The sequence below is a fragment of the Fibrobacter sp. UBA4297 genome, assembly GCF_002394865.1.
In the GTDB taxonomy this organism is placed as follows: Bacteria; Fibrobacterota; Fibrobacteria; order Fibrobacterales; family Fibrobacteraceae; genus Fibrobacter.
Genome location: NZ_DGUZ01000010.1, coordinates 16,417 through 39,319 on the forward strand (window position 1 = coordinate 16,417; position 22,903 = coordinate 39,319).

Consider the following 22,903-nt stretch of genomic DNA (forward strand, 5'->3'; position numbering starts at 1 on the left):
TTACGGGGATTACATGCTTTAACGATTTAGTTTACTCACACCGCAACACCAATATATTATATTGGAGACATGAAAAAATTGGATTTTGCAAAAGGGATTTTTGTACTCGCTGCAGGATTTTTCCTCACTGCACCCGTGAACGCGCAAGTTAGCGATGAGGAACTTGCAAAGCACCCCGAATATACTTCTAGTGGCTATTTAGTGTACCCGGAACCCGTAAATATTAAATATACCAAGGCACCTGCCGGCTATAAGCCGTTCTATATCAGCCATTACGGGCGTCACGGCAGCCGCTACCACCACAGCGCCGAAGAGTACACCTACCTTTTTGAAACGCTCGCCAAGGCAGATTCCGCCCAAAAACTCACCGAGCTCGGCAAACAGACACTCGCCTACACAAAAGTCCTCGTAGACAAGGCAGCCCCCCGCAAAGGAGACCTCACGCAAGTGGGCGTCAAGCAGCACGAAGGGATTGCAAACCGCATGTCCAAGAATTTTGGGGAAGTTTTTAAGGACTGGAACGTCGGCGGAAAAAAAGTCACGCCGTATGTCAGGTCATATGCGAGCACAAGCGGCCGCTGCATCGTGAGCATGGCCGCCTTCATCGGGGAACTCCGTTCGCTGAATCCGAAAATCCATTCCGAACTCATCTCCGGCAAAAGCTACATGAAGTTCATCAGCGCCTTTGACTGGGGCAAACTCGACTATTCCAAAGTCAAGGCCTACACGGACGAAAGCGATAAGCTCTGGAAAAACGTGAATCCGCAATCGTTTCTAGAAAAGCTGTTCAATGACTACAAATACGTTGCAAATAACGTGGACACCAACGGCTTCTACAATCACTTCTTTGAAATTGCGACATCGCTCCAGGGGATGGATAAACCGCTCCTCGACGAAATCGCCCAAGCCGCCAAAGTGCCCGCCGATACTTTTGTAAACTTGTTCACAACTGAAGAAAAAATTGCACGCTGGAAAGCGCAAAACGCCTGGTGGTATAGCCTCGAAGGTACAAGCCCGCTCATCAACCGCCCCGATGGCCTCAACTTTGCAAAGCCCACGCTCCAGAACATTTTGGAAGAAGCCGACGAAGCGATTGCCGTGGATACCACGATAAACGCCCGCGCCACCCAAGCGCCAATTGCCGCCACGCTCCGCTTTGGCCACGACGCCACACTCCTCCCGCTATCCGCCCTCATGCAGCTGCCCGTCGCGAACGCAAAAGTTTCGGACCTCTCCAAATTGCACGAACAGTGGAACGACTTTAGAATCATCCCGATGGCAGCAAACCTGCAAATGGTATTCTACAAATCAAAAAACAAGCCCATCCTCGTCAAAATTTTGTACAATGAAATTGAACAGACTCTGCCCATCGAATGCAAGGCCGCGGACAAAACACAATGCCCCGCCGCCCCATATTACCGCTGGGATGATGTCCGTAACTTCTATAGCGCCCTTCTCAAGAACTAATTTATCATGAAAAAATCCATTGCCCTCATTTTCGCTCTCGCCGCCACGCTTTTTGCTGCGCCAAACGCAACTTCTAAAGCAGCGACCAAGACCTCAAAAGCCGAAGCCGTCAAAAAGCTCGTTGACCAAGGCGTGCAATTCCACGAACAAGGCCAATATGACGAAGCCATCGCAAAGTACAAGGAAGCCGAAAAGAAGGATCCGAAAAACGCGCTCGTCAAATACGAGATGGCTTTTACCTACCACGCCAAGCGCGATTTAGACAAGTCGCTCCATTACGCCAAAGCCGCTACAAAGCTCAAAACCGAGGGCATCGAAGAAAATCTCTACAGCCTGCTCGGCACCGTTTACGACGACAAGGGCATGCCGGATTCCGCGCTCGCCATCTACCGCGAAGCTTTCGCCAAAATTCCGAATTCATTCAACATCCCGTATAACGCAAGCATCACATACATGCGCCAAAACAACGCAGACAGCGCCTACGCCTGGATCAAGCGGAGCATCAACAATTCGCGCGTTCACGAAGGCAGCCACTATTACATGGGATTCCTGGCAAGTCAAATGGGCAAGTGGCCACAATTCTACGCGTACACCATGTACACCACGTTCATCAGCAAAAAAGCCGAAATCATCCGCGACAACCTTTCGAGACTTTACGGACGCACAAAATCATTCGTTCTCGTGAAAGACAAAAAAGTCGAGATGAACACGCCCAAAATCAAGCAGGCCAACAGCGATTCCACCGTCAACAACGAATTCTTGCTTGCCATCCAGACCATGCTCGTCACAGACACGCTCAGCAGCCGCAAGCTCTACGATCAAGATTCCACTTCTTCACAGCAAATGGAATTCTTGATTCACATTCTCGAAAAGACAATCAAGCTCATCGCCTTCACCGACGAAATCAACGACCCGATCCAGAGATTTTATCAAGGACTTATCCGCGAAGGACTCGTGGAAGCCTTTATTTATTCGATTTGCGAACCGATTGACCGCCCGACATTTGCACAGTGGCTCATCAAGAACCGGAGCGAACAGGCGCGACTTTACCAGTGGTTCAACAAAGAATGGCTGATGCTGTAAGGAGACTCCATGCGATTTTATGTACCTACAGATATTTACGTTGAAAAGGACTGCGTGAAGAACCACGCGAAAGATTTACTCGCCGTCGGAAAACGCGCGCTCATCGTGACCGGACACAGCTCCGCCAAAGCAAACGGCTCCCTAAACGACGTGACCGAAGTTTTGAACAGTGGGGGAGTCGCCTACCAGATTTTTGACGAAGTCGAAGAAAACCCGTCCACCGATACAGTGGGGAAGGGCGCACTCGCTGCCCGCAACTTCAACGCTGATTTTATCATCGGCATTGGGGGAGGTTCCGCCATCGATGCCGCAAAAGCCGTGGCATTGTTAATTGTGAACCCGGGCCTAAACGCAGACGATTTGCACAAAACGCCGAGCCATCCGCTCGACCATGCACCCGTTGTCGCCGTCCCGACCACTTGCGGAACAGGCTCCGAAGCAACGCCGGTCGCCATCATCACAAATCATAAAATCAATTTAAAGAAGAGCATCCCGCACCGCATTTTCCCCGTGCTCGCGCTCGTTGACGGAAAATATCTCGCCTCCGCCAAAAAACAACTGATCGTAAACACCGCCGTCGATGCGCTCGCGCACATGGTCGAAAGCATCCTGAACGTTCACTCGAACACGCTCAACCGCATGTGCCCCGAATACGGCCTCAAGCTCTGGGGAGAATGCAAAGAAGCGCTTATTGCCTCGGTCGCTGCGAACAATTCCGCTGCGCAAAAAGCGACACAAGATGCCGCACCAGTTGATGCAAGTTTATACGAAAAACTCATGTTCACCTCGACAATTGCAGGCATGTCCATCGCCATGACAAGCACCGCCGTACCGCACGGCATGAGCTACGACCTCACGCTCCACGCAGGCGTTCCGCACGGCCCCGCCGTCGGCTACTTCCTCGCCGCCTACGTCGAAGTCTGCCAAAAGAAAGTCCCCGCCGATGTCGAAAAAATCCTCTCGCTTTTAGGCATTGAAAATGTCGACAAGTTCGCAGAAATGCTCCGCAAGCTCATCGGCACATGCACCGTCACCTGCGATTTGCGCGACCAGTTCGCCGCCGCCATGAAAGTGAACCGCTCCAAGCTAGACCTCGTCCCCGGCGGCATCACCCCCGAAGAAGTCGAATTCATCTACGAAAAATCGCTAATGGTGAAGTAGGGGAGGCGCCAATTTGCACTGTCATTCCCGCCTACCTGTCCTCGCGCCTGTCCTCGCTTGACGGGGATGACGGGGACGAGCGGGAACCTCCTTACACATCCCGAAATTTGTATATTAACGCAGTAAAACTGGAGAATTTATGAAAAAAGCTTTAATCGCCGTCATCGTTGTCGTCGTCATCCTGCTCATCATCGTCGGGAAGGGCATCGGCACCTACAACAATATCATCGCCCTCGAAGAAGGCGTAAAAACACAGTGGGCACAAGTCGAAAACACCTACCAGCGCCGCTTTGACCTCATCCCGAATCTTGTGAGCACCGTGCAAGGCGAAGCCAACTTCGAAAAGAGCACCCTCACCGAAGTCATGGAAATGCGCAGCCGCATGGGCGGAACCGTCAAACTCGACGAAAGCCTCATGAACGACGAAGCCGCCCTCAAGCGCTTCCAGGAAATGCAAGGCACCCTCAGCGGAGCCCTCCAGCGCCTCATGGCCGTCTCCGAAAACTACCCAGATCTCAAGAGCAACAAGAGCTTCCAAGAACTCCGCGTACAGCTCGAAGGCGCCGAAAACCGCATCGCCGTAGAACGCAAACGCTACAACGAAGCCGTTCAGGCATTCAACACCACTATTCGCCAGTTCCCGACCAACATCGTCGCCGGATTCGCAGGCGCCTCCCCGAAAGCCCTCTTCTCCGCTGACGCCGGCGCAAGTACAGCACCGAAAGTGCAGTTTGATATAAAGTAGAATAGTGATTGGTGGTTAGTAGGCAGTAAACAGTCAGGTCACTGAGACTGCCGAAGTGACGCTGACTGTCATCCTGGAAGGCAACGCCCGATAGAATCCAGAGCAATAGGTCATTCTGACGCCAAAGGCGGATGAATCCAGTAAAATCTTGACTTGCTAAAAGCATTTAAAAAGGTCATCGTGAAACATGGTGACCTGTTTTTTTATTGATTAACTTATATTATCTCCATGTTCTTCTTTATTATAGTTGTCATCGTCATAGTTCTTATTGCTCTTTTTAATTTCATGAGCACCAAAGAGGATGATTCTGCCGCTTATGTTCCACCCAAAATCAGCGGTAACTTGCCTTTCCCTATACAGCGAAAAATAAAGGAAAATCAAGAAGAATACGATCAAAAAATTCTTAAGAATCCATTCAATTTTAATGACTGGTTAAGCCTACACCCAGGAGATGAAAATCTCGGCCCATACGGAGAATTTTTAACAACTAAAAAAGCGATCTCTGCATGCAAAGAGACAACAACCTATTTTAAAATTCTCAACAATATTTATTTGAATACAAAAAACGGTTCCACAGAAATTGATGTAATTATGATTCATGAAACCGGAATTTATGTTTTTGAAAGTAAAAATTTTAGTGGTTGGATTTATGGCGGATACAAGCAAAAAGAATGGACTCAGAAATTACAACATACTCAAAATCATTTCTACAATCCAATATGGCAAAATAAAGGGCATATCACAGCGCTAAAGTCGGTACTTGGCAATGATTTGCCCTACATTTCAATTATCGTTTTCAGCGAAAGATGCGAACTTAAAAATGTTCCAAACGAAACTGCAAATCTGATTATTATACAGCGAAATCGCTTGGAACGCAGACTCGTCCATGAAATCAATCGCCGAGAAAAAAGTATTACGATTGAACAGGTTGATGAAATGTACAGTAAACTGCTAAAGCATGTGAATATGGGACAAACGCCATCTTCAAACAAAAATGACAATATTGGATTTTGGCGGTATTAAAAAACAATTCTAGGCAAAAAAATACACGTAAATCGTATAATTTATTATAATTAAAAAATCTTATAAATTTGCAGGAATTTTTATGGAACAACTTTTTGATAAGATTGCAGAAGAATTGTACTCTAAATTTGTTGTAAACAAATCTGTTCTTGGAGTACAACAACCTAATGGTATTTATTTAGCTACAAAAGCTTTTGTTTCTCCATTTCTCATAAAAAAAATGTTGACATCAGGCTCGGCATTTGGCGTATATCAGCAACTGACCTTCAAAGAACGATTAAGATGGATTTGTTTTGATTTTGACTGTACAAAGGATGCTGGAGGTAATCCTTTAGAACTTAAGGACAAATATGTAATACCTTTTTTAAAAAAATTGGATACTCTTAATATATCGTATATATCCGAATTTTCTGGTAGGCGAGGCTTTCATATTTGGATTTTACTAAACTGTTCCATTACGAAAGATTTGGGCTTTAAATTAGTTAAAGCATTAATAGGAGAAATTGAAGAAGCCCTTGCAAACGACGACAAATATGGAATAGATCTATTTCCAAAATCTGGAAGCGGAAAGAAAAAAAACAAATACGGATCAATGGTAAAAATTCCATTATCACGACACCAAAAGGGAACATATTCATATTTTGTGGAAAATATTTCCGCATTTTCAGGAAAAACAATAGTTTCACTTGAAACAGAATTTCTTAAACAACAATTAAACTATTTAAAAAAATGTAAAGTCAACGATGCAAAAGAACTAGTTAAAAAAATAGATTTTGGTGAAATTGAAACAGATGAGTATAAGCACATAGAAAAACAGATATTGTATGTAAATGGGAGTTATTCATTCAAAGACCTCGAAACCGCCTTTAAATCTGATGAAGCATTGGCTATTATTTGGGACCATATAGTTAATGGATGCATGACTATAAGAGATCGGAAAATAATTCTTGGAGCCTTTGCTCATGTTAGCGAAGGTGAAAAAATTTTATATGAAATTTTTGAAAAACAAGATAATTACAATGCTTCAATAACAGCAAAAGAAATACAAAAGAATAAAAATTATTATTTTCCAATTGGAATGTATCTTTTACATTCGATATATGGAGTTTCACCCTGTAAAGATGAACAATCTGTATCAGAGTACTTATTTAACAAATTGGGAATTCCTTTTGATAAAGCAATTTTTAGAAAAAAATTAAGAACGTCTCTTATAGATGATGTTGTCAATAAAGAAAAACAATATTTCATGTATAACGATGAGGTGATTAATACAAAAATTCGACAAGATTTAGATTCATTTTCCTTTTACGATCGTTTTGAATGTAACCGAATAGTTCATGAAGTGATTGAAGGATCATTCACGCCTCCTGAAAAAATTGAATACTATTTGTATCATCGAAAAGAAGTTTCAAAAACACGCAACATGATTTCTTTAGGAGCAAAAGAACGTGTTATAACTACAGCACTTATTTTTGAACTCATCCGCAGGATTCAAGAGAACCATAAATCATATAGTTATCATTTAAATATCGCAGAGGGCGGAGATGTATTTTACCCATGGATAAGTTCTTGGAAAAATTTTATTAATGATATTAGCATTTTTTTTAGCCTTAAATTATTAGAGGATTATCATTTTATCAAAGCTGATTTAACCGCCTGTTATGATAGTATATACTTAGCGTCTTTGCAAAAGACTTTCTTAAAAAAATATGAATCAGGTAATCCTAAAAATACAGAAATACGTCGAATTTGCGATTACTTAATTTCATTTAATGAAAAACTTCAATCAGATTATTCTAAAACAGGAAAAGGTGTTCCTCAAGGTCCTGCCTACGCAAGAGTACTTGTTGAGTTAACTCTTGATTCTATGCTAAATATTTTTTGGAATGAAAATGAGTCACTTAAGGATAAAGTTAAAATATTCCGATATGTAGATGACATGTATATTTTTCATGAGGACTCTTTAGATGGAATAGAAGTCCTAAAGCGATTATCATCTGTTTTTGAACGCTTTAGATTGTTCTTCAATAAAGATAAAACAATGGTGTATGGAAAAATTGCTAATATACCCCGAGAAAAAAAGGATTCATTTGGTGGAATAAATCAAATGATGTATGATGTTCAACAAGACGGGGCCCTTTTATCTGGTGATGAAATGAGCATTTCCTTAGATAAATATGTCTTACGTAACAATGTTTGGGATATCAATGACGCTAATTTCATTTTGAGTGATTGTGTTGACAAATTTCAAAGAATTCAATACATTTCTCATTATTTTGAAAAAATAGTTCAATCGGAAATTGGAAGAGGAAGCGTTTTTCGTAAATTCTATAAAAATATTTTTTCTGATTATGGATTACTTAATATTTTTCTCAATAAAACATATTATAAGCAAATACCAATACAATCCATTAATTTTAAAAACTTTGTATATCAGCTTTATCATTACACATCTAAAGGATGTGAGATAACCCTTTTAAACAATAAAATTTTGGAAAGTGTTAACACAATATTGAAAAAAGATAACATTGATTGCGATGATTACAACATGCTCTGTGTTATAAAACAAAATTTGGAGATTGCCAATGCTTAAAAAAACTATTTTTCAAATGAAATTAGCCTCCGAACAAAATAATTTTAATGCAATAAAATGCTTAAAGAATGTATTATCACTACTAGAATCTACATCTTATACTGAAAAAGATAAAAGCAATTGTGTAGAGCCTTTTTGTGATTTATTTTGGTCAGTTGCTCAAAAAATTGAAAATCGATCAGAACTTTCTTTAGAGGCAGAAACAAAGCGAATTCTAAATTTCATTCATAAATTAGCAGTTTACACACAAAAATCTACTCCAGAAAATATATATCCATCAAAAGGGTATGCTCTTATCCGGTTTCTTGACGTATTGGCATCCGAAAAAGAAGCCTTGTTCAGCAAAGTCAAAGACGAATTTAAAGCTTTTTGTTCAACCGTTGGTGTATTGGCTTCTGAATTTTCATGGCTATTCGAAATAAAGATTAACTCCGAATACGTTTTCCCAATTCAAAAATTAATGGATTGTGTAATTGTTGATGCAGAAAATCCAACAAAAGATAATTTACTCCAACTAATTTATTCACTTCAGATTTGCAATAAAATAAATTTAGAAGACGATGAAGATATTCGTAGAAAAATTTTAGAAATCAGCCAAAAATACCATATTAAAATACTAGAGATGCTATGCAATAGGGGGGAATTAATAGGTGGCGACTGCATATGCGGAAATAGCGAAAAAAACCATATTTTAATAGCAAAACTTAATAACGAACTTTTAATTCGAAGTACAGTATCGTTACAATTTTCAGGTACAAATTCTTTTGTGGAAAAAAATGATAAAGACAATATTATCGCATGGTATGTTGTTGAAGAAATCCCGCCACATTATAAATTTACATCATTGAAAGATGTCCTCTTAGGAAACAATACAAATGCGAAAATAAAAATGCTACACGATATATGTGAAAAAAAATGTTTCAATGTTTTTTTCAAAGACGCGATTATTGTAGATGACCGAGATCAAAGTTTTATTAAATTTACCAACTCATTTTCCTCAATGGAACACATTGTTTTCCCAAATAATATTTTTTATTCCGGCAAACACGAATCATTTTGGGATCGAATACTTGAAAATAAAGATGGAATAAGAAGCGTCTGTTTAAAGAGTAATAGGAACTTATCAAATGTATTATCAATGGATTTTTTAGCATCTTTTCATAAAGGTTTGTCTATTGAAGAACCCGATTATATAGATTTCATTAATGACCTAAGTGAAGAATCTTTTTTTCAAAATCAATTTTTTGATTTATTCATTAGAAAGAATCTTCTTCATGGAGCAAGTGAATGTTTGACAAAATATTTAAATTTTTTATTGCATTATATTTTTTCAAAAGATTTTGGCAGTTGGAGTGATGAGACCCCAATTAGTAATTTAAGATATTTAGTGATGCCATATAAAACTTTAATCCCTTTTGAAAATAAAATAAATTTATTAGTAAAATTTTTGCTTGAAGGATCTTACTTTAGTTGGACCGATGGAGAAGCTGTTTTAGCCTCTGTTATACGAAAAAATGCCAAAAATGTCGTATATGTGAATGGAGTCACATATGATCTCAAAAAAATCCAATCAGAAGATTCCTTTAAAATACCCGAAGAAGGTACTAAATTTTGGGTTATTAAAAAGTCTAATAATGAAATCTATGCATCAGATGAATTGATAAAGATAGAACGTACTCTTAAAGTTATACAATCAATCAATGATAGATGTAAAATAACTGAAGAAATGCTGTTGAAAGACCACAGATTTAAAGATTTAGTAACAATAATTAACAATGTCGGTTTCCCTAAAAAACTTCGTAATGAATATGGTTGCCCGTATAATGATGAAAGCAAGATTCTTGCCATTTTCAAATTGTTATGGCATATTCAAATTTATGCAGATGAAGCAAATTCTTGCAAATGGTACAATTTAATGAAATCACTATTTCTTGAAAAATATTATTGTTACTATGCACTAAATGCAAAAGAAATGGATAAAAAATATGTTGAAAAAATATCTGCATTAGATAATGGTGAAACTCTTTTTATTGCAAAAGAAAGCTTTGGAGAGGGAGCCACGTTATCCCAAATAATAAAAGCTAATTACTGCGGTGACCGAGGACCATTACTATGGGCCTTTGATTCAGATAAATTAAATAGTAGGATATGTAAAATAAACGGAAAAGGCTTTTGTTTGAGCCGTCCTAGCCCTAAACTTGGAGATGGAAAAAAAAGCACTACTTGGAATACAATTACCAGAATTGTTTTTTTAACTGATAATATCTTATCTGGATCCTCGACAAATATGATGTTAGAATTTTATTATGACAATAGTTGTTATACAAAAAACAATGAAGAAGATATTCGGTCATATTTAAAATTAAACTTTAAAATAAAAGACATCTATGAAACTAATTATGCTATTTTAGGAAAAAACGTAGAAATTTGGGTAATTTGTGTATTTGCGCTTACAGATAAAAACGAAATATACGGAAAAACATCAGTGGAAAAAAAGTTTGACAAAATCGGTTTAAAAGTTGATGCATTGCAATTTGTTGATCGCACCCCTTATCGAGCTGATGATGAGCGACTAAAAAATTTACTAGATGAACTATATGGAATTTCTATATCTGAAAAAGCAAAAAAACGCAATTGTATTTTACGAGCTCATAATATGCCTGCCGACATAATACTTTCTAAAATAATTATGAATGTAGAAATGATTGGTGGAATATTACAACGAAAAGACGAAGAATAAAAAGTTTATCTTCCCCTCCCCCAAAAAATGTAATCTTAATTTTAGGAAATTCAGTCAATAAACAAAGATTTCGGAAGTTAAGATTTAATTTATACCGGTCATCGCATTAAACGATGACCGGTATTTTAAATCAATTCTATCAGTTTTAGTGTTCGATTAACATAATTTTTTAACTCACAAGAAGAAATACCTACCTCCATATAATTAGGGTTACTATGATGATATTGTTTACAATAATCATTAATTTCCTCAATTTCATTTAGGTATTCTTTAAGCCTATAAAATGGTGATGCTTCATTACACGTACGAATTTTATTAATAAAATCCCCAAGCCATTCTTTATCTTCAACATAGGAGTAATATTTTATTCTAAATATGCCTTCTATTGAAGGCCTAATGCATCTTATAACTTCTCTTAAATAAAAGGAATCCTCTCTAGGTAAAGTTTTAAATCGTCTAAGAGTCATTATATCTTTATTAAAACCATTTAACATTTCAAATTTTATATCATGTAAACATAATACATTACTACTAATACCTTCTTTTATACAAGGAGTAATTTTTAGATTCAAAATTTGATCATTACAAGAGTTATTAAAATCATTTGCAAAATGTAAATCATGTGTCAAAAGAATGAACTGTTTTACCTTAGATGCTAATCTAGTCAATTGCGTTATTGTTGTTGTTTTTCGCTGATAATCAAAACTAGTGAACGGATCATCCACAATCATTATATAATCATTTACATTAGGAATCATGTCAAAGCGCGCTAAAAAAAACGATAAAGACAAAGCATTTTTATCACCATCACTTAAACAATACTTTAAAGAAATTTCACCTCGTTCTTTAAGTGTAATTTCATGATTATCTATTTGTAGACTATAAATTATATTCTGTTTTTGTCCTCCTGGAGCAGTTTTTATATTTATAATACGCATATTATCACAAAACATCGCAAGATATTTATTAACAAACCCAATATATTTTCTACGATTTTTTTCTGTTATTTCATACCTTTTTTTTTCTAATTCTTTAATAGCTTTTTCATGTTGTTCTCGCTCTATTTCTGATTGATCTAACAATTGCTCTCTTTTCTCTTTTTTTTCACTAGAATTTTTTTTTAAAAGTTTTCTTAAATTTTTTATTTTTGTTGATAAATCTTGTTTTACATCTATTTCTTTTTTTAGACGTTTTTTCAACTCTTTCATTTCTTCAGCATTTGAAAGTTCAAAAATATTTAACTTATTTAATTTATCTTCAATTGTTATGCTATAAATATTTTCATCTATGTAAAAACTATTAAAAACCTCAATACAAGGTAAAAAAGAATTCCATCCATTTTTTTCATACTTCAACTCCTTTCCATTTCTTATAAACTTTATTTCAACAGGTTCAATTGCATCAAAGCTTTTTTTCTTTAATATTAAATCATTATTTCCACTTAAAGATTGGAAAATAACCGCAAGACTTGTTTTTCCTGAACCATTTGGAGCATATATAACATTTATTTTTTTTAAATTTTCATCCCAATCCGTCATACCACGGTTAAAATGTTTAAATTTACCATAATTTTTTATCGAAATAAGTTTATTTATCATTTATCACCTCTTTTCGCCTAATTTATACTTTCATCAACACTTTGTCAACAATAGTTATCAAAGTAAGTTTTTTTTAATCTTCTTACTTTTATCTGTTATGGACAATGTTTATTTGCAATAACCCTCGTCTATGCGAAAATGACATCAATATTGGCGATTCCGCGACAAGTGCGGAATGACAGCATAAAGAAAATGTCACTGGATTTTTCCGCCTTTGGCGTCAGAATGACGGTGCATAGGGGAGGGTGGGGCGGGGCAATGTCTGGCGCGCCTTCATCCAACATCTCGCGCGCATTTCCCGCGCAGCTCATTTTCGCACTTCTCAAAACATTTATTATCACAACCGATGCCGGAACGAAGTCCGGCATGACTCTTCAGACACTTTCCCTTCCTCATCCCGCACGACTCCCGTCAAACTTTTTACTACTTTTCCTTCCATGATCAAATCGCAAGTTATCGTGCATCCTTATGACATGGCGCAATCCGACTGGGTTCGCTGCATTTTGCCTTGCACCCAGTTCATGGGGCCAAACGATTTTCAGGTCGTGCCTTCGGTGACGCAGATTATCTGCAACAACAAGGAGGCGCTGAAGCAGACGCGGGCTGTCATTTTGCAGAAGCCGACGGCGCCGGGGCGTGCACAAATTGCGCTTTACTATGCGAAGCTCAAGAAGGAATGCGGGTTCAAGCTCGTGACCGACCTGGACGACTTGCAATGGGATCTTTCGCCGGTCATCGCATCGTACGCAAAGAACATTCCGAATCACGACCAGATGATGCTTGCGAGTCTCAAGCAGGTGTTGCCGTTGTTCGACGTGGTGGTCTGCTCGACGCGCTACCTCGCGAGCCGCATCAAATCCGACCTGGGCGTAAACGCGGTGGTGATGCCGAATGGTATTTCAAAATCGCTGTTCGGGATGTCGCAGAGAACATCCGCCTTCACGGGAAAACCGAAGGTGATGTATGCCGGCAGTCTCGGGCACTTCACGGCCGAAATTCCGGGTGACCTCGAAGGCGCGTGGATTCCATGGATCCGCAAGCACATCGAAGACGAGAGCATCGACTTCCAGATTTTTGGCGAGCCGGATTTTCTGAAGGACCTCGACGGAAAATACACGAAGATTCCGTACACGAACTTCATGCAGTTTGCAGCGACGGCAGCGAGTTACAAGCCCGACTTTTTCCTGGCACCGCTCGCCACCAACAATTTCAACCGCGCAAAGAGCGACCTCAAGCTCAAAGAAGCGGCCGCACTCGGAGCAGTCTTTATCGGGAGCGATTTCGCAAGTTCCCCGTACAGCTACGCTCCGAAGGAACAGCTCATTGGCCCAAGCGCGACGGTCGAAGAACTCGACGCAATTTTCGCAAATTTCTGCAATCCGGAAAAATTTATGCAGGCGCTCAACTGGCAGTACCAGGCGATGGACGAAAAGCACTGGGCGCACGAAGATCCGGAATTCCAGAAAAAGTACGTCGCGACATATTTCGGTTAAGGGAGATTCCCTCCCGGAACGGGGTCCGGGATGACAAAGGTGGCGGGAATGACAGCAAGAAAAATTATTGTTTATCCCTAAGCTGGTCGGCGGCACGTGCAATATCGCGTTCGCGGATGGCTTCGTCCACTCGCTTGCGGAAAAGCGTCTCGGTATGGAACTGGAAAAGTTCCCGTTCGCGCGCGATATAAATTGAGAAGCACTTGATGTACAGGCCAAGGCTTACGACCGTCAAGATATTTTCAATTAAATCCTTAATGAACGAACCTTTGCCATCTACAAACATCACGGCAAAGCACCCGACCGACACAAGAATCCACGCTACCAAAAATTTCTTAGGAAAATTTTCTTTCAGAATACCACGTTCATGCATGCAGTCGTGCTGGCGATCCACGATGTCATTAAAAATCCAAAAGTGCAAAAGGAAACCGACAAACGGAATGCAGCTCAACAGAACAGCACCCATGGGAGAAAAATCCGTCACGGTCAAAACGCGCAAATTTTCAATTGTGCGATGCAGCCACGAAAAAAAGTAAACCAAAAAAGCAAACAGTGAAAAAAGCATTCCAAAACTGATCACGGCGCCAAAAGCGATGCGAACTAGAACCGAAGGCGTCACCAGGTTATCGTTCGACGCCGGGAAAGCGGCATTGATTGGCGAACTCCAAAAGAAATACAGGACAAAAATCATGAAAATTGATTTCATCCAAAAAAGAGCTCGTTCGCCACGTTTTGTATTGTCCTGCATAAGGCCTCCATACCGAAATATAATATATATAGGGCCAATATATCCTATTATTTTAGTAAATAACTAAATTTACAGTTGTTTATATTTTGTGATTATAAAATTACAAATATAAACATTCTAGCGACCTATTTTACAATTTATTCACTTTTCTAGTCCATGTTTCACGTGAAACCATAAAACTGTGGGAAAATTTATGAATTATCTATTAACAAAAAATTAAGTCGTAATGGAAATTTGCAATTATTTATTTATGTTAGTGAATATTTTTAAGTCCATTTATAAACATTACAAGTATATCTAGGCTATTCATTTTCAAACGAAATAGCAATTTTCATAAATTTATATAATCCGAAATTAGAATTGTTCCACGTGAAACAGGATTATTGTGGATTTTTTTTCATCGATTATAAACACAAGAAAGTAGCCAGCTCTTTAAAGTATTTTGGATGTGTTTTTTTTTCGAATAATAGTGGCAATTAAGTTTAAAAAAAATGCCGAGCTCGCAGGGAACTCGGTGTTAAAAAAGCTCACAGGTGAGGCGAGCAAAAGTAAAATTTAGAACTTCACAGTGCGCGGAGCTTCAGTGAAACTGCAGAACGTGGCGGTCGCATCCTTGAAATAGAGGACTTCGGTGTTTTCGTCATCCGGGGAATACATCGCCTTGAGTGACGGGTAATGTTCGAGCATGTCGACTTTCGGTTCACGGCGGTCATCGCGGACAAGCGTTCCGCTCAAACGTAACCACTTGCTGCCAAACTTATCCACGGCACAAAGCTGTACCTTGCCGTTTGCCTGGATTTGCTTCGAGACATTCTTAGACTTTCCTGTCTGGATGTAGAGTTTGCCTTCGAAAATGTTGATAGTTCCGAACGGACGGACTTTCGGCTGGTCGCCATCGACTGTTGCGAGGAAATAAGTACCAGCTTCCTTGATGAATTTTTCAACTTCTTCCATTTTAATTCTCCATTTGTTTTATTTCAATATACAAAAAATGTAGGGTATTGCTAGGGGTGTAAGCGATATATGCGACAAAGCGCCATCAATTGTAGATGAATGCACCTAGTGCGTGCCGACAGCTGATTTATAAACCGCTTCCATCCGTTCACCGAAACAACAGAAGATGACTTTCTTGACATTTTTTGCAGGGAAGTTTCGGACAGTTTTCACGGCAATCTCGGTAGCAGCCTCCCAAGGGTAGCCATAGACCCCACAAGATATAGCAGGGAAGGCAACCGTCTCGCAATTGTTTTCTTCGGCAAGTGCAAGGCAGTTTTCATAGCACGACCTCAAAAGCTCGGGTTCGCCATGCTGGCCATCATTATAAATCGGTCCCGGAGTATGGATCACAAACTTTGCCGGGAGCTTAAACCCAGGAGTGATTTTGGCCTGACCCGTCTCACAACCTTTTAGGGGAATACATGCCTGCAAAAGTTCCGGACCTGCTGCACGATGAATTGCACCATCGACACCGCCGCCACCCAACAGCGAACAGTTGGCAGCATTCACGATGGCATCGACTTTAAGCTTGGTAATATCGCCCTGGATAATTTCAATATCGATCATAAAAACCTCCGTATTTAAACCCAGATTCCGAGACCCGAAGGCAGGTTAAGAATGATGTTCATATATGTTCGTTTTGAATTTACCAAATATCCCATTTCGAAATTCAATAAATCAATGAATGCACCTACGCGGACAGACCCACCATATTCAAATCCGGTTTTCCTTTTATAACCGATTTCTGGCCCGACCGAAATCTTGCACATTGCCAAGAACCCATCAAAAAACATATACTGTATTGTGGGCTGCAAGTAAACACCAAATTTCGGTGCCCAAAGAGCCTGTGTTCTGAGAGTCCACACCCACGAATGTTTCGGAATCTCTTTTACTCGGGAGGTCGAAGCATAAAGAATATTGTAATCGCCAAATATCCAGTCGGCACCCACAGTAAAACTATTCATTCCGCCAATAAATAGATCCCAAGGAATCAGTGCAAGGCCGGATCCGTTCGAGTTAACTGCGGCATTTTCCATTTTTGGGGCATCATCGGCAAAGGATGCGTTCGCCATGAAAAGGACTATTAGATAGGGGAGTATAAATCGATATAGTTTCATGGAATTAAATATACTAATTATAATAGAAATCTGCGACTCTCGGCTCATGTGTTGGGACTACGATTACATCGTAGTCCTACACTCTGCGAATACCAAATAAAAACATACGAGTATGTTTTTGCTTGGTATTCTTGATTGTGTTTCACGTGAAACATGATATGTTTATGGAATTTTTTTCTATTCGAATTAGGTATATTGTTTATAGAGGTTTTATGAAGATTGAACATGTTGCCATCTGGGTTAAAGATATCGACAAGGTATGCGAGTTCTACCGGAAATATTTCGGCGGGGTAGTTCACTCGATTTACCATAACCCAGCAAAACAATTTACCAGCCGGTTCATCACCTTCGATGATGGTGCCCGCCTGGAAGTCATGCATCGCCCTGACATCATTGTAGGGATAGAAGAAATTGTTCCACGTGAAACACTGCCAGATACTCAACATCTTGGTTTCACCCATCTTTCCTTTTCCGTTGGTTCAAAAGAAGATGTAGACCATATGACCCAGCAAATGTCTTCCGATGGAATTTCCGTTGTAGGTCAACCGAGAACTACCGGCGATGGATATTATGAAAGTGTGGTACTCGATCCCAAAGGGAACAGAATAGAAATTACTATATGATTAAAAAGACCTTTACCATATTCCTTATATCTATATCTTTCGCCTTTGCAAATATATCTGCATTGGAAGATCCAGTGCAGGATTCCACTTTTTCTATAGACCTAAGCAACATCTACGAAAACAAATACAACCCTTTCCCGATTCTATTTCTAGGCGGAATAGGATATACATCTACCAAAAGAATTGAAGTGGATATACTTTGCATGAGCGCACAAAACTTGGGGAGCAAACTTTTCGGCATTGACAGACTACTTGCAGACTACACATTTTTACGATTCGATCGCAGGTTCGAAAGGACTGAAGGAGAAAAGAAAATCAATGAGTTTTCAATCGGAAGTGCAGTATCTTTAATAGGGTTTGCTTTTCTCGGAATGGCAGCTCCAGAAGAAAGCACTTTACAGAAAATAGCATTGGGAGGAGCGTGGCTTGCATCCGGTACAACAAAGTACATATTATACGGGAACAATCTTTCTGGAATTGCACTAGCCGAAAGTCATGCTATAGAATGGTTTCTCAGAAATGAGGGGAAAGAAAACGAATCTCATTATTCCGCCAAGGAATTTGGATTCATCGAAGAAGCGGGTATACAATTCGGAATTTTCTTTGCTCAAGTAACGGCAGGCGCATCTTTTGAAATAACCAACAAGCAACGCAACATCGGGTGGTTCTTTAAGATAATCGCAATTCCTTTCTTCGTGGAAAGCTTTTCGCGACAAGAATAAACCAAGAAATAATCTATGTTGGGACTATGGCAAAGCCATAGTCCTACACCCTTCGGTTTCCAAATAAAAATGTGCAAGCACATTTTTGCGACACTCGCCTCATGTTGGGACTACGATTATATCGTAGTCCTACGTACTTGGGTTCGGCAATGACCACACAAGTGTGGTCGCTGCACTCACCCTGCGTACGTTTCACGTGGAACATTTTAAATATGTATATTGTGCATTGAATGATATTAAAAGTCCTTACCATACTGCTTTTATCAATGAGCTTCGCTTTTGCCAACAGCGAAATCATCAAGGATACGTCTAAACAAAATCATGATCCATTTTTCGTTAATATGGTCGGTATCGGCTACACATCTTCCAACAAAATTGACATAAGCACAATTTCTTTTACCGGCAACAAATACTTCAATACAGATCGATTACTATTTGATATAACGCTTCTACGGCTCGACTTTTATTACAAAACCAAGGATAGGAGAAAAACCGCCGAAGTATCATACGGAAGTACAATAACAAACATGTGTATTTTGGGTTATTATCTTTTTAACCTAGATAGCAAAATATGGGAAACTGCCGTACCAATAGCTTTTTGGTTATCTTCAGGATCATCCAAATTTATTTTGCTGGGTGACAATTCTTTAGGTATAGCACTTGCCGAAAGTCATGTTTTTGAATGGTTCTTAAAATCCACAGAAGATGAAGACGGAGATAAAAGCTACGCTTTCAATGAAGTTGGATTCGTGGAAGAAATCGGAGTCCAATTCAATCTGAGCCGGATATTTTTGACCTCAGGTATATCCATAGAAAAGACAAACAAGAGGAGCAATTTTTCGTGGTTTGTCAGAATATTCACCTGGCCTGTTTTCTTTGATTAAAAAAAATTCACCTTAACAATTTTTGTGCAAGCATGCTTTCCGCAACTCTCACCTTAACAAGTTTTGGGCATAGCCCGAAACTGGCGCCTCAGCTATGAAATGTATGCAAGCATACATTTCGCAGCATTCGGCTTAACAGTTTTTGGACTTCGTCCGAACTATGGCGGTTTGAATATGAAGACTGTGCAAGCACGTCTTCGCATTCAAACCTTAACAAGTTCTCAACATTTATCAAAATGTTATCAACAACTATTTTATGAATTTTAGGGAGCGGGGGAGTTTGTGAATTGTTTTCTAAAAAAGTTATACTAAATTTCAATTCGGATCGAAAATGTTTGGACACTTCGTGTCCTACCTTAATCGCCTCGGTCATAGAACATACAAGTATGTTCTGCGACTCTCGGCTCATAAGGTTTCACGTGAAACATTTTCTGTTTAAATATCACTGGATCCTTCGACTTCGCAACTTCATTGCTTCGCTCAGGATGACAGTGGCATCTGAAAAAAGCCTATCCCTATACTAAACTCGGGATGGCAATGTGAGAAAACTTGAGTTACAGAACTAACAAAGCGCAGCAAAATCTCTTGAACCAGTTCCTTTCGGAACATGGTGTACAGCTGTCCGAAGAGACCCTCGACAAGCTTTATCAGTTTGCAGACTTGGTGGTGGACACCAAGGAATATGGCAACTTGATTTCGGCAAAGGATTCCGAGAAGTTTTTGAGCAGGCACATCGCCGACTCGCTCGTCCCGTTTGTGTTTATGGGGAAGGAAATTTCCGCTCAGGGTGGCAAACTCCGTTGGGCCGATATGGGTGCTGGTGCAGGTTGCCCAGTTTTCCCGCTTGCGATTGCCATGCCAAACGTGCAATTCTATGCGGTTGAACCACGCCACATGCGCGTGAACTTTATGCAGATGGTCAAGGAAAAACTCCACTTGGACAACTTGACTGTCGTCGGCAAGCGCTTTGAAACTTCCGGCCTGACCGACCTTGACTTTATCAGCTGCCGTGCCCTCTCGACTTTCGAAAACGACTGGGAACGCGCTAAAGTTGGACTCAAGAAAGATGGCACATTCGTCACTCTCAAGAGTTTCAACAACATTGCCCATTTGGAAAATGATCCGAAAGTGCATATCCAGAAGTATGAACTTCCAGAAGAAGAACAGGTGTACGCTCTAGTCACCCGAGGTAATAATGACTAAAATTATCGCCATATGCAACCAAAAAGGTGGCGTCGGTAAAACTACTACGGCCGTGAACTTGGCCGCGAGTTTTGCAGCCCTTGAAAAAAAGACACTTCTTTTAGACATGGACCCGCAGGGTAATGCCTCTCAAGGTCTCGGTTTCATGGAATCCCAGGACATGGATATCCACGAAATTCTGGACATGGCTGGTAATCCGGACAACCTCACGCTCGAAAACATCAAGCCCGCCATCTTGGATACGTCACTTGAATACCTCAAGGTCATCACTTCTGGACCGGACCTCGCCGTCATGGAAATTGAACTTGTCAACGCCATGAGCCGTGAACGCAGACTTGAACGCGTGATGAACGTTCTCAAGCAGGAGTTCGATTTTATCATCATCGACGCTCCTCCGAGCCTGAACTTACTCACAATTAATACACTGACGGCCGCAACGAGCGTGCTCATTCCGGTGCAGTGTGAATATTATGCATTGCAGGGTATGACTGAACTTTTCAAGACCATCCGTGAAGTCCAGAAGAATCTGAACTCCAACTTGAAAATCGAAGGCGCCCTCCTCACGATGTACGATTCCCGTCTGAGTCTTTCGAAGCAGGTTGCCGAAGAAGTTCGCGAAAACTTGAGCGACACTGTTTTCCAGACGATGATTCCGCGCAACGTGAAACTCTCCGAAGCTCCGTCCCACGGCAAGCCGGTCATCCTTTACGATGTGCAGAGCACAGGTTCGCAGTCGTACATGAAACTCGCCGAAGAAATATTGAATAAGGAAAAATAGAACTTAGAGCTTAGAACTTAGAGCTTAGTATTTTTTCTAAGTTCTGCCAACTAAATATTCTAGCAACTATTAACTACTAATTGAGAACTAAAAAATGGGTAAACAAGCACTTGGTCGCGGTCTCTCTGCAATTTTTAAGGCACACGATGTTCTCGGCAACTCTGTCGATAACGCTATCAACAATACCGCTGCTCCTGAAAACGCACAGCAGGACAACCAGAAAATCGTCGAAATCAACATCGACTTGATTGACCCGAACCCGTTCCAGCCGCGTAAGTTCTTCGACGACGACGAACTTGTCGAACTTGCTGAAACCATCGAAAAGCACGGACTCATCCAGCCGATTGCTGTCCGCAAGGTGGGCGACCGTTATCAGATTATCAGCGGTGAACGCCGTACTCGTGCATCGAAACTTGCCAACTGCAGAACCATCAAGGCTCAGGTTTACGAAAATCTCGACGACAAGACCATGAGCGAATGGGCTCTCATCGAGAACATCCAGCGTGTGGACTTGAACCCGATTGAAGTGGCACAGTCTTACCAGCAGTTGATTGACAACCACAACTACACGCACGACGACTTGGCCAAAACAGTCGGCAAGTCCCGTTCCGCCATCACAAACGCACTTCGTCTTTTGAAGCTCCCAAACCAGGTCCAGGCCTGGATTCAGGAAGGCAAACTTGCAGGCGGTGCCGCCCGTGCTCTCTGCAGTGAAAAAATTGCAGACTCGGAAGCTCTCGCAAAGCGCGTCATCGAAGAAGGATTGAACGTCCGCCAGATCGAAGCTATTGCCCGTGGCGAAGATCCGTTTGCTCAGACGAGAGACGAGAGTGGAGAGACGAGAGAAGCGGAACCTGAAAATGTCGCAGCCGCTTCCGAAGAAGATGAAATGCCGGAAGTCCACGGCAGCGAACCGAGGCCGAAGCCGGAACTCAGCGCCGACCTTAAGAACTTCGAAAACAGGCTCGAAACATTCTTCGGTACAAAGGTTGCACTCAACCCGAACGCCAAGGACCAGACCAAGGGCACCATCGTCATCAACTATTATTCCATGGATGACCTGACAAGAATTCAGGAAATAATGGACAACCGCTAACGGTAAAAAATCGTGAGTCGTAAGTATTACACTATCCAGATTATTCCGGAAAACACGACCGGTGCAAGGAAGTACCGCATATCGAGCAAGCAGTTTTGGTTGTTCCATATCGGGCTTGTCCTAGTCGCTATCATTCTTATTTTGTTCATTGTCCATATCGCAAAAATCAACAAGACTCTTGCGAACTATGAAAAGATGCGCGTGCATAACGCCCAGCTGATCAAGCAAAACGCAAACTATGAAGAGCTCTTCTCGAGACTTGATTCGCTATGGATCATGGAAAATAGAATCCAGAATATCTTCGAGACATTCCTCGAAAACGACTCCAACAAAATCAACAGCATCATCGAGCGCAACCGTTTTGCGCACGTACCGTCCGAAAAGAACCACATCGACTTCGAAGGAATCCACAACTGGCTAACGACCGACGAAAAAATCCGCCTGGAACGCATCCCGAACGTGATTCCGGCGGTCGGCATTATCAGTAAAAAGTTTTCATACGAAAATAAGCACCTGGGAATCGACATCTCGGCCCGCAAGGGAAACCCGGTCTTTGCATCGGGTAGCGGAAAGGTCACATTCGCAGGTAACAGTGGCGATCTCGGAAACACAGTTGTCATCGACCACCAGAACGGTTACAAGTCATCCTATTCACATCTCAAAAGTATAAGAACTCGAAGGGGAGCGAACGTTACAAAAGGAGATGTCATTGGCTATGTTGGCGATACCGGCAACACGAGCGGTCCGCACTTGCATTACTCCATTACCAAGAACAACGTTCCGCAAGATCCAGAAACGATATTTACTTACTAGCATAATAAATTAGGGGAAA

Annotated in this window: 20 protein-coding genes; 15 read left to right on the forward strand and 5 right to left on the reverse strand. The window is 40.9% G+C overall.

Going from position 1 to position 22,903, the window contains the following annotated elements; genetic code table 11:
* Nucleotides 1–69: 69 nt before the first annotated feature.
* From B3A20_RS04905 to B3A20_RS04935, 7 genes are all read left to right on the forward strand, one after another.
* On the forward strand, nt 70–1,467 hold the full coding sequence (locus B3A20_RS04905) for a histidine-type phosphatase (RefSeq protein WP_290762516.1): 1,398 nt from the start codon (nt 70–72) through the stop codon (nt 1,465–1,467).
* Between the two features lie 6 nt (nt 1,468–1,473).
* A complete protein-coding gene (locus tag B3A20_RS04910) occupies nt 1,474–2,550 on the forward strand; it encodes a tetratricopeptide repeat protein (protein WP_290762517.1) in 1,077 nt (358 codons plus the stop codon).
* A gap of 9 nt (nt 2,551–2,559) precedes the next feature.
* The gene (locus tag B3A20_RS04915; protein ID WP_290762518.1) at nt 2,560–3,711 is read left to right on the forward strand and encodes an iron-containing alcohol dehydrogenase family protein; all 1,152 of its coding nucleotides are present in this window, start codon (nt 2,560–2,562) and stop codon (nt 3,709–3,711) included.
* A gap of 139 nt (nt 3,712–3,850) precedes the next feature.
* Complete coding sequence (locus B3A20_RS04920; protein ID WP_290762519.1) at nt 3,851–4,456, forward strand: LemA family protein; 606 nt, start codon at nt 3,851–3,853, stop codon at nt 4,454–4,456.
* 228 nt (nt 4,457–4,684) lie between these two features.
* Nucleotides 4,685–5,479 (forward strand): nuclease-related domain-containing protein, encoded by a 795-nt coding sequence (locus B3A20_RS04925; RefSeq protein WP_290762520.1) that lies wholly within the window; start codon nt 4,685–4,687, stop codon nt 5,477–5,479.
* An 82-nt stretch (nt 5,480–5,561) separates the two neighbouring features.
* Nucleotides 5,562–8,072 (forward strand): reverse transcriptase domain-containing protein, encoded by a 2,511-nt coding sequence (locus B3A20_RS04930; RefSeq protein ID WP_290762521.1) that lies wholly within the window; start codon nt 5,562–5,564, stop codon nt 8,070–8,072.
* A complete protein-coding gene (locus tag B3A20_RS04935; RefSeq protein WP_290762522.1) occupies nt 8,065–10,812 on the forward strand; it encodes a hypothetical protein in 2,748 nt (915 codons plus the stop codon). Before B3A20_RS04930 ends, B3A20_RS04935 begins: the two co-directional genes overlap by 8 nt.
* Nucleotides 10,813–10,937: 125 nt before the next feature.
* On the opposite strand, the gene B3A20_RS04940 is transcribed toward B3A20_RS04935, so the two are convergent.
* Nucleotides 10,938–12,410: an AAA family ATPase gene (locus B3A20_RS04940; RefSeq protein ID WP_290762523.1), complete on the reverse strand. Its 1,473-nt coding sequence runs from the start codon at nt 12,408–12,410 to the stop codon at nt 10,938–10,940.
* 437 nt (nt 12,411–12,847) lie between these two features.
* Between B3A20_RS04940 and B3A20_RS04945 the strand changes: the two genes are divergently transcribed.
* Entirely contained in the window at nt 12,848–13,903 is a 1,056-nt protein-coding gene (locus B3A20_RS04945; RefSeq protein ID WP_290762524.1) for a hypothetical protein, read from the forward strand.
* A 64-nt stretch (nt 13,904–13,967) separates the two neighbouring features.
* On the opposite strand, the gene B3A20_RS04950 is transcribed toward B3A20_RS04945, so the two are convergent.
* From B3A20_RS04950 to B3A20_RS04965, 4 genes are all read right to left on the reverse strand, one after another.
* Nucleotides 13,968–14,651, reverse strand: a complete 684-nt coding sequence (locus tag B3A20_RS04950) for a hypothetical protein (protein WP_290762525.1) — start codon at nt 14,649–14,651, stop codon at nt 13,968–13,970.
* Nucleotides 14,652–15,206: 555 nt separating this feature from the next.
* Nucleotides 15,207–15,605: a pyridoxamine 5'-phosphate oxidase family protein gene (locus B3A20_RS04955; RefSeq protein WP_290762526.1), complete on the reverse strand. Its 399-nt coding sequence runs from the start codon at nt 15,603–15,605 to the stop codon at nt 15,207–15,209.
* 105 nt (nt 15,606–15,710) lie between these two features.
* Entirely contained in the window at nt 15,711–16,214 is a 504-nt protein-coding gene (locus B3A20_RS04960; protein ID WP_290762527.1) for an O-acetyl-ADP-ribose deacetylase, read from the reverse strand.
* 14 nt (nt 16,215–16,228) lie between these two features.
* Nucleotides 16,229–16,720, reverse strand: a complete 492-nt coding sequence (locus B3A20_RS04965; RefSeq protein WP_290762528.1) for a hypothetical protein — start codon at nt 16,718–16,720, stop codon at nt 16,229–16,231.
* A 257-nt stretch (nt 16,721–16,977) separates the two neighbouring features.
* Between B3A20_RS04965 and B3A20_RS04970 the strand changes: the two genes are divergently transcribed.
* The 7 genes from B3A20_RS04970 to B3A20_RS05000 all read left to right on the forward strand — a co-directional run bounded on the left by B3A20_RS04970 (nt 16,978) and on the right by B3A20_RS05000 (nt 22,884).
* Nucleotides 16,978–17,388 (forward strand): VOC family protein, encoded by a 411-nt coding sequence (locus B3A20_RS04970; protein ID WP_290762529.1) that lies wholly within the window; start codon nt 16,978–16,980, stop codon nt 17,386–17,388.
* Nucleotides 17,385–18,110, forward strand: a complete 726-nt coding sequence (locus B3A20_RS04975; RefSeq protein ID WP_290762530.1) for a hypothetical protein — start codon at nt 17,385–17,387, stop codon at nt 18,108–18,110. The genes B3A20_RS04970 and B3A20_RS04975 overlap by 4 nt, the downstream gene beginning before the upstream one ends.
* Nucleotides 18,111–18,340: 230 nt before the next feature.
* A complete protein-coding gene (locus B3A20_RS04980; RefSeq protein WP_290762531.1) occupies nt 18,341–18,994 on the forward strand; it encodes a hypothetical protein in 654 nt (217 codons plus the stop codon).
* 549 nt (nt 18,995–19,543) lie between these two features.
* Nucleotides 19,544–20,197 (forward strand): 16S rRNA (guanine(527)-N(7))-methyltransferase RsmG, encoded by a 654-nt coding sequence (locus B3A20_RS04985; RefSeq protein WP_290762532.1) that lies wholly within the window; start codon nt 19,544–19,546, stop codon nt 20,195–20,197.
* A complete protein-coding gene (locus tag B3A20_RS04990) occupies nt 20,190–20,975 on the forward strand; it encodes a ParA family protein (RefSeq protein ID WP_290762533.1) in 786 nt (261 codons plus the stop codon). The genes B3A20_RS04985 and B3A20_RS04990 overlap by 8 nt, the downstream gene beginning before the upstream one ends.
* Nucleotides 20,976–21,069: 94 nt before the next feature.
* A complete protein-coding gene (locus B3A20_RS04995) occupies nt 21,070–22,071 on the forward strand; it encodes a ParB/RepB/Spo0J family partition protein (RefSeq protein ID WP_290762534.1) in 1,002 nt (333 codons plus the stop codon).
* Between the two features lie 12 nt (nt 22,072–22,083).
* Entirely contained in the window at nt 22,084–22,884 is an 801-nt protein-coding gene (locus tag B3A20_RS05000; protein WP_290762536.1) for a M23 family metallopeptidase, read from the forward strand.
* Nucleotides 22,885–22,903 lie beyond the last annotated feature (19 nt).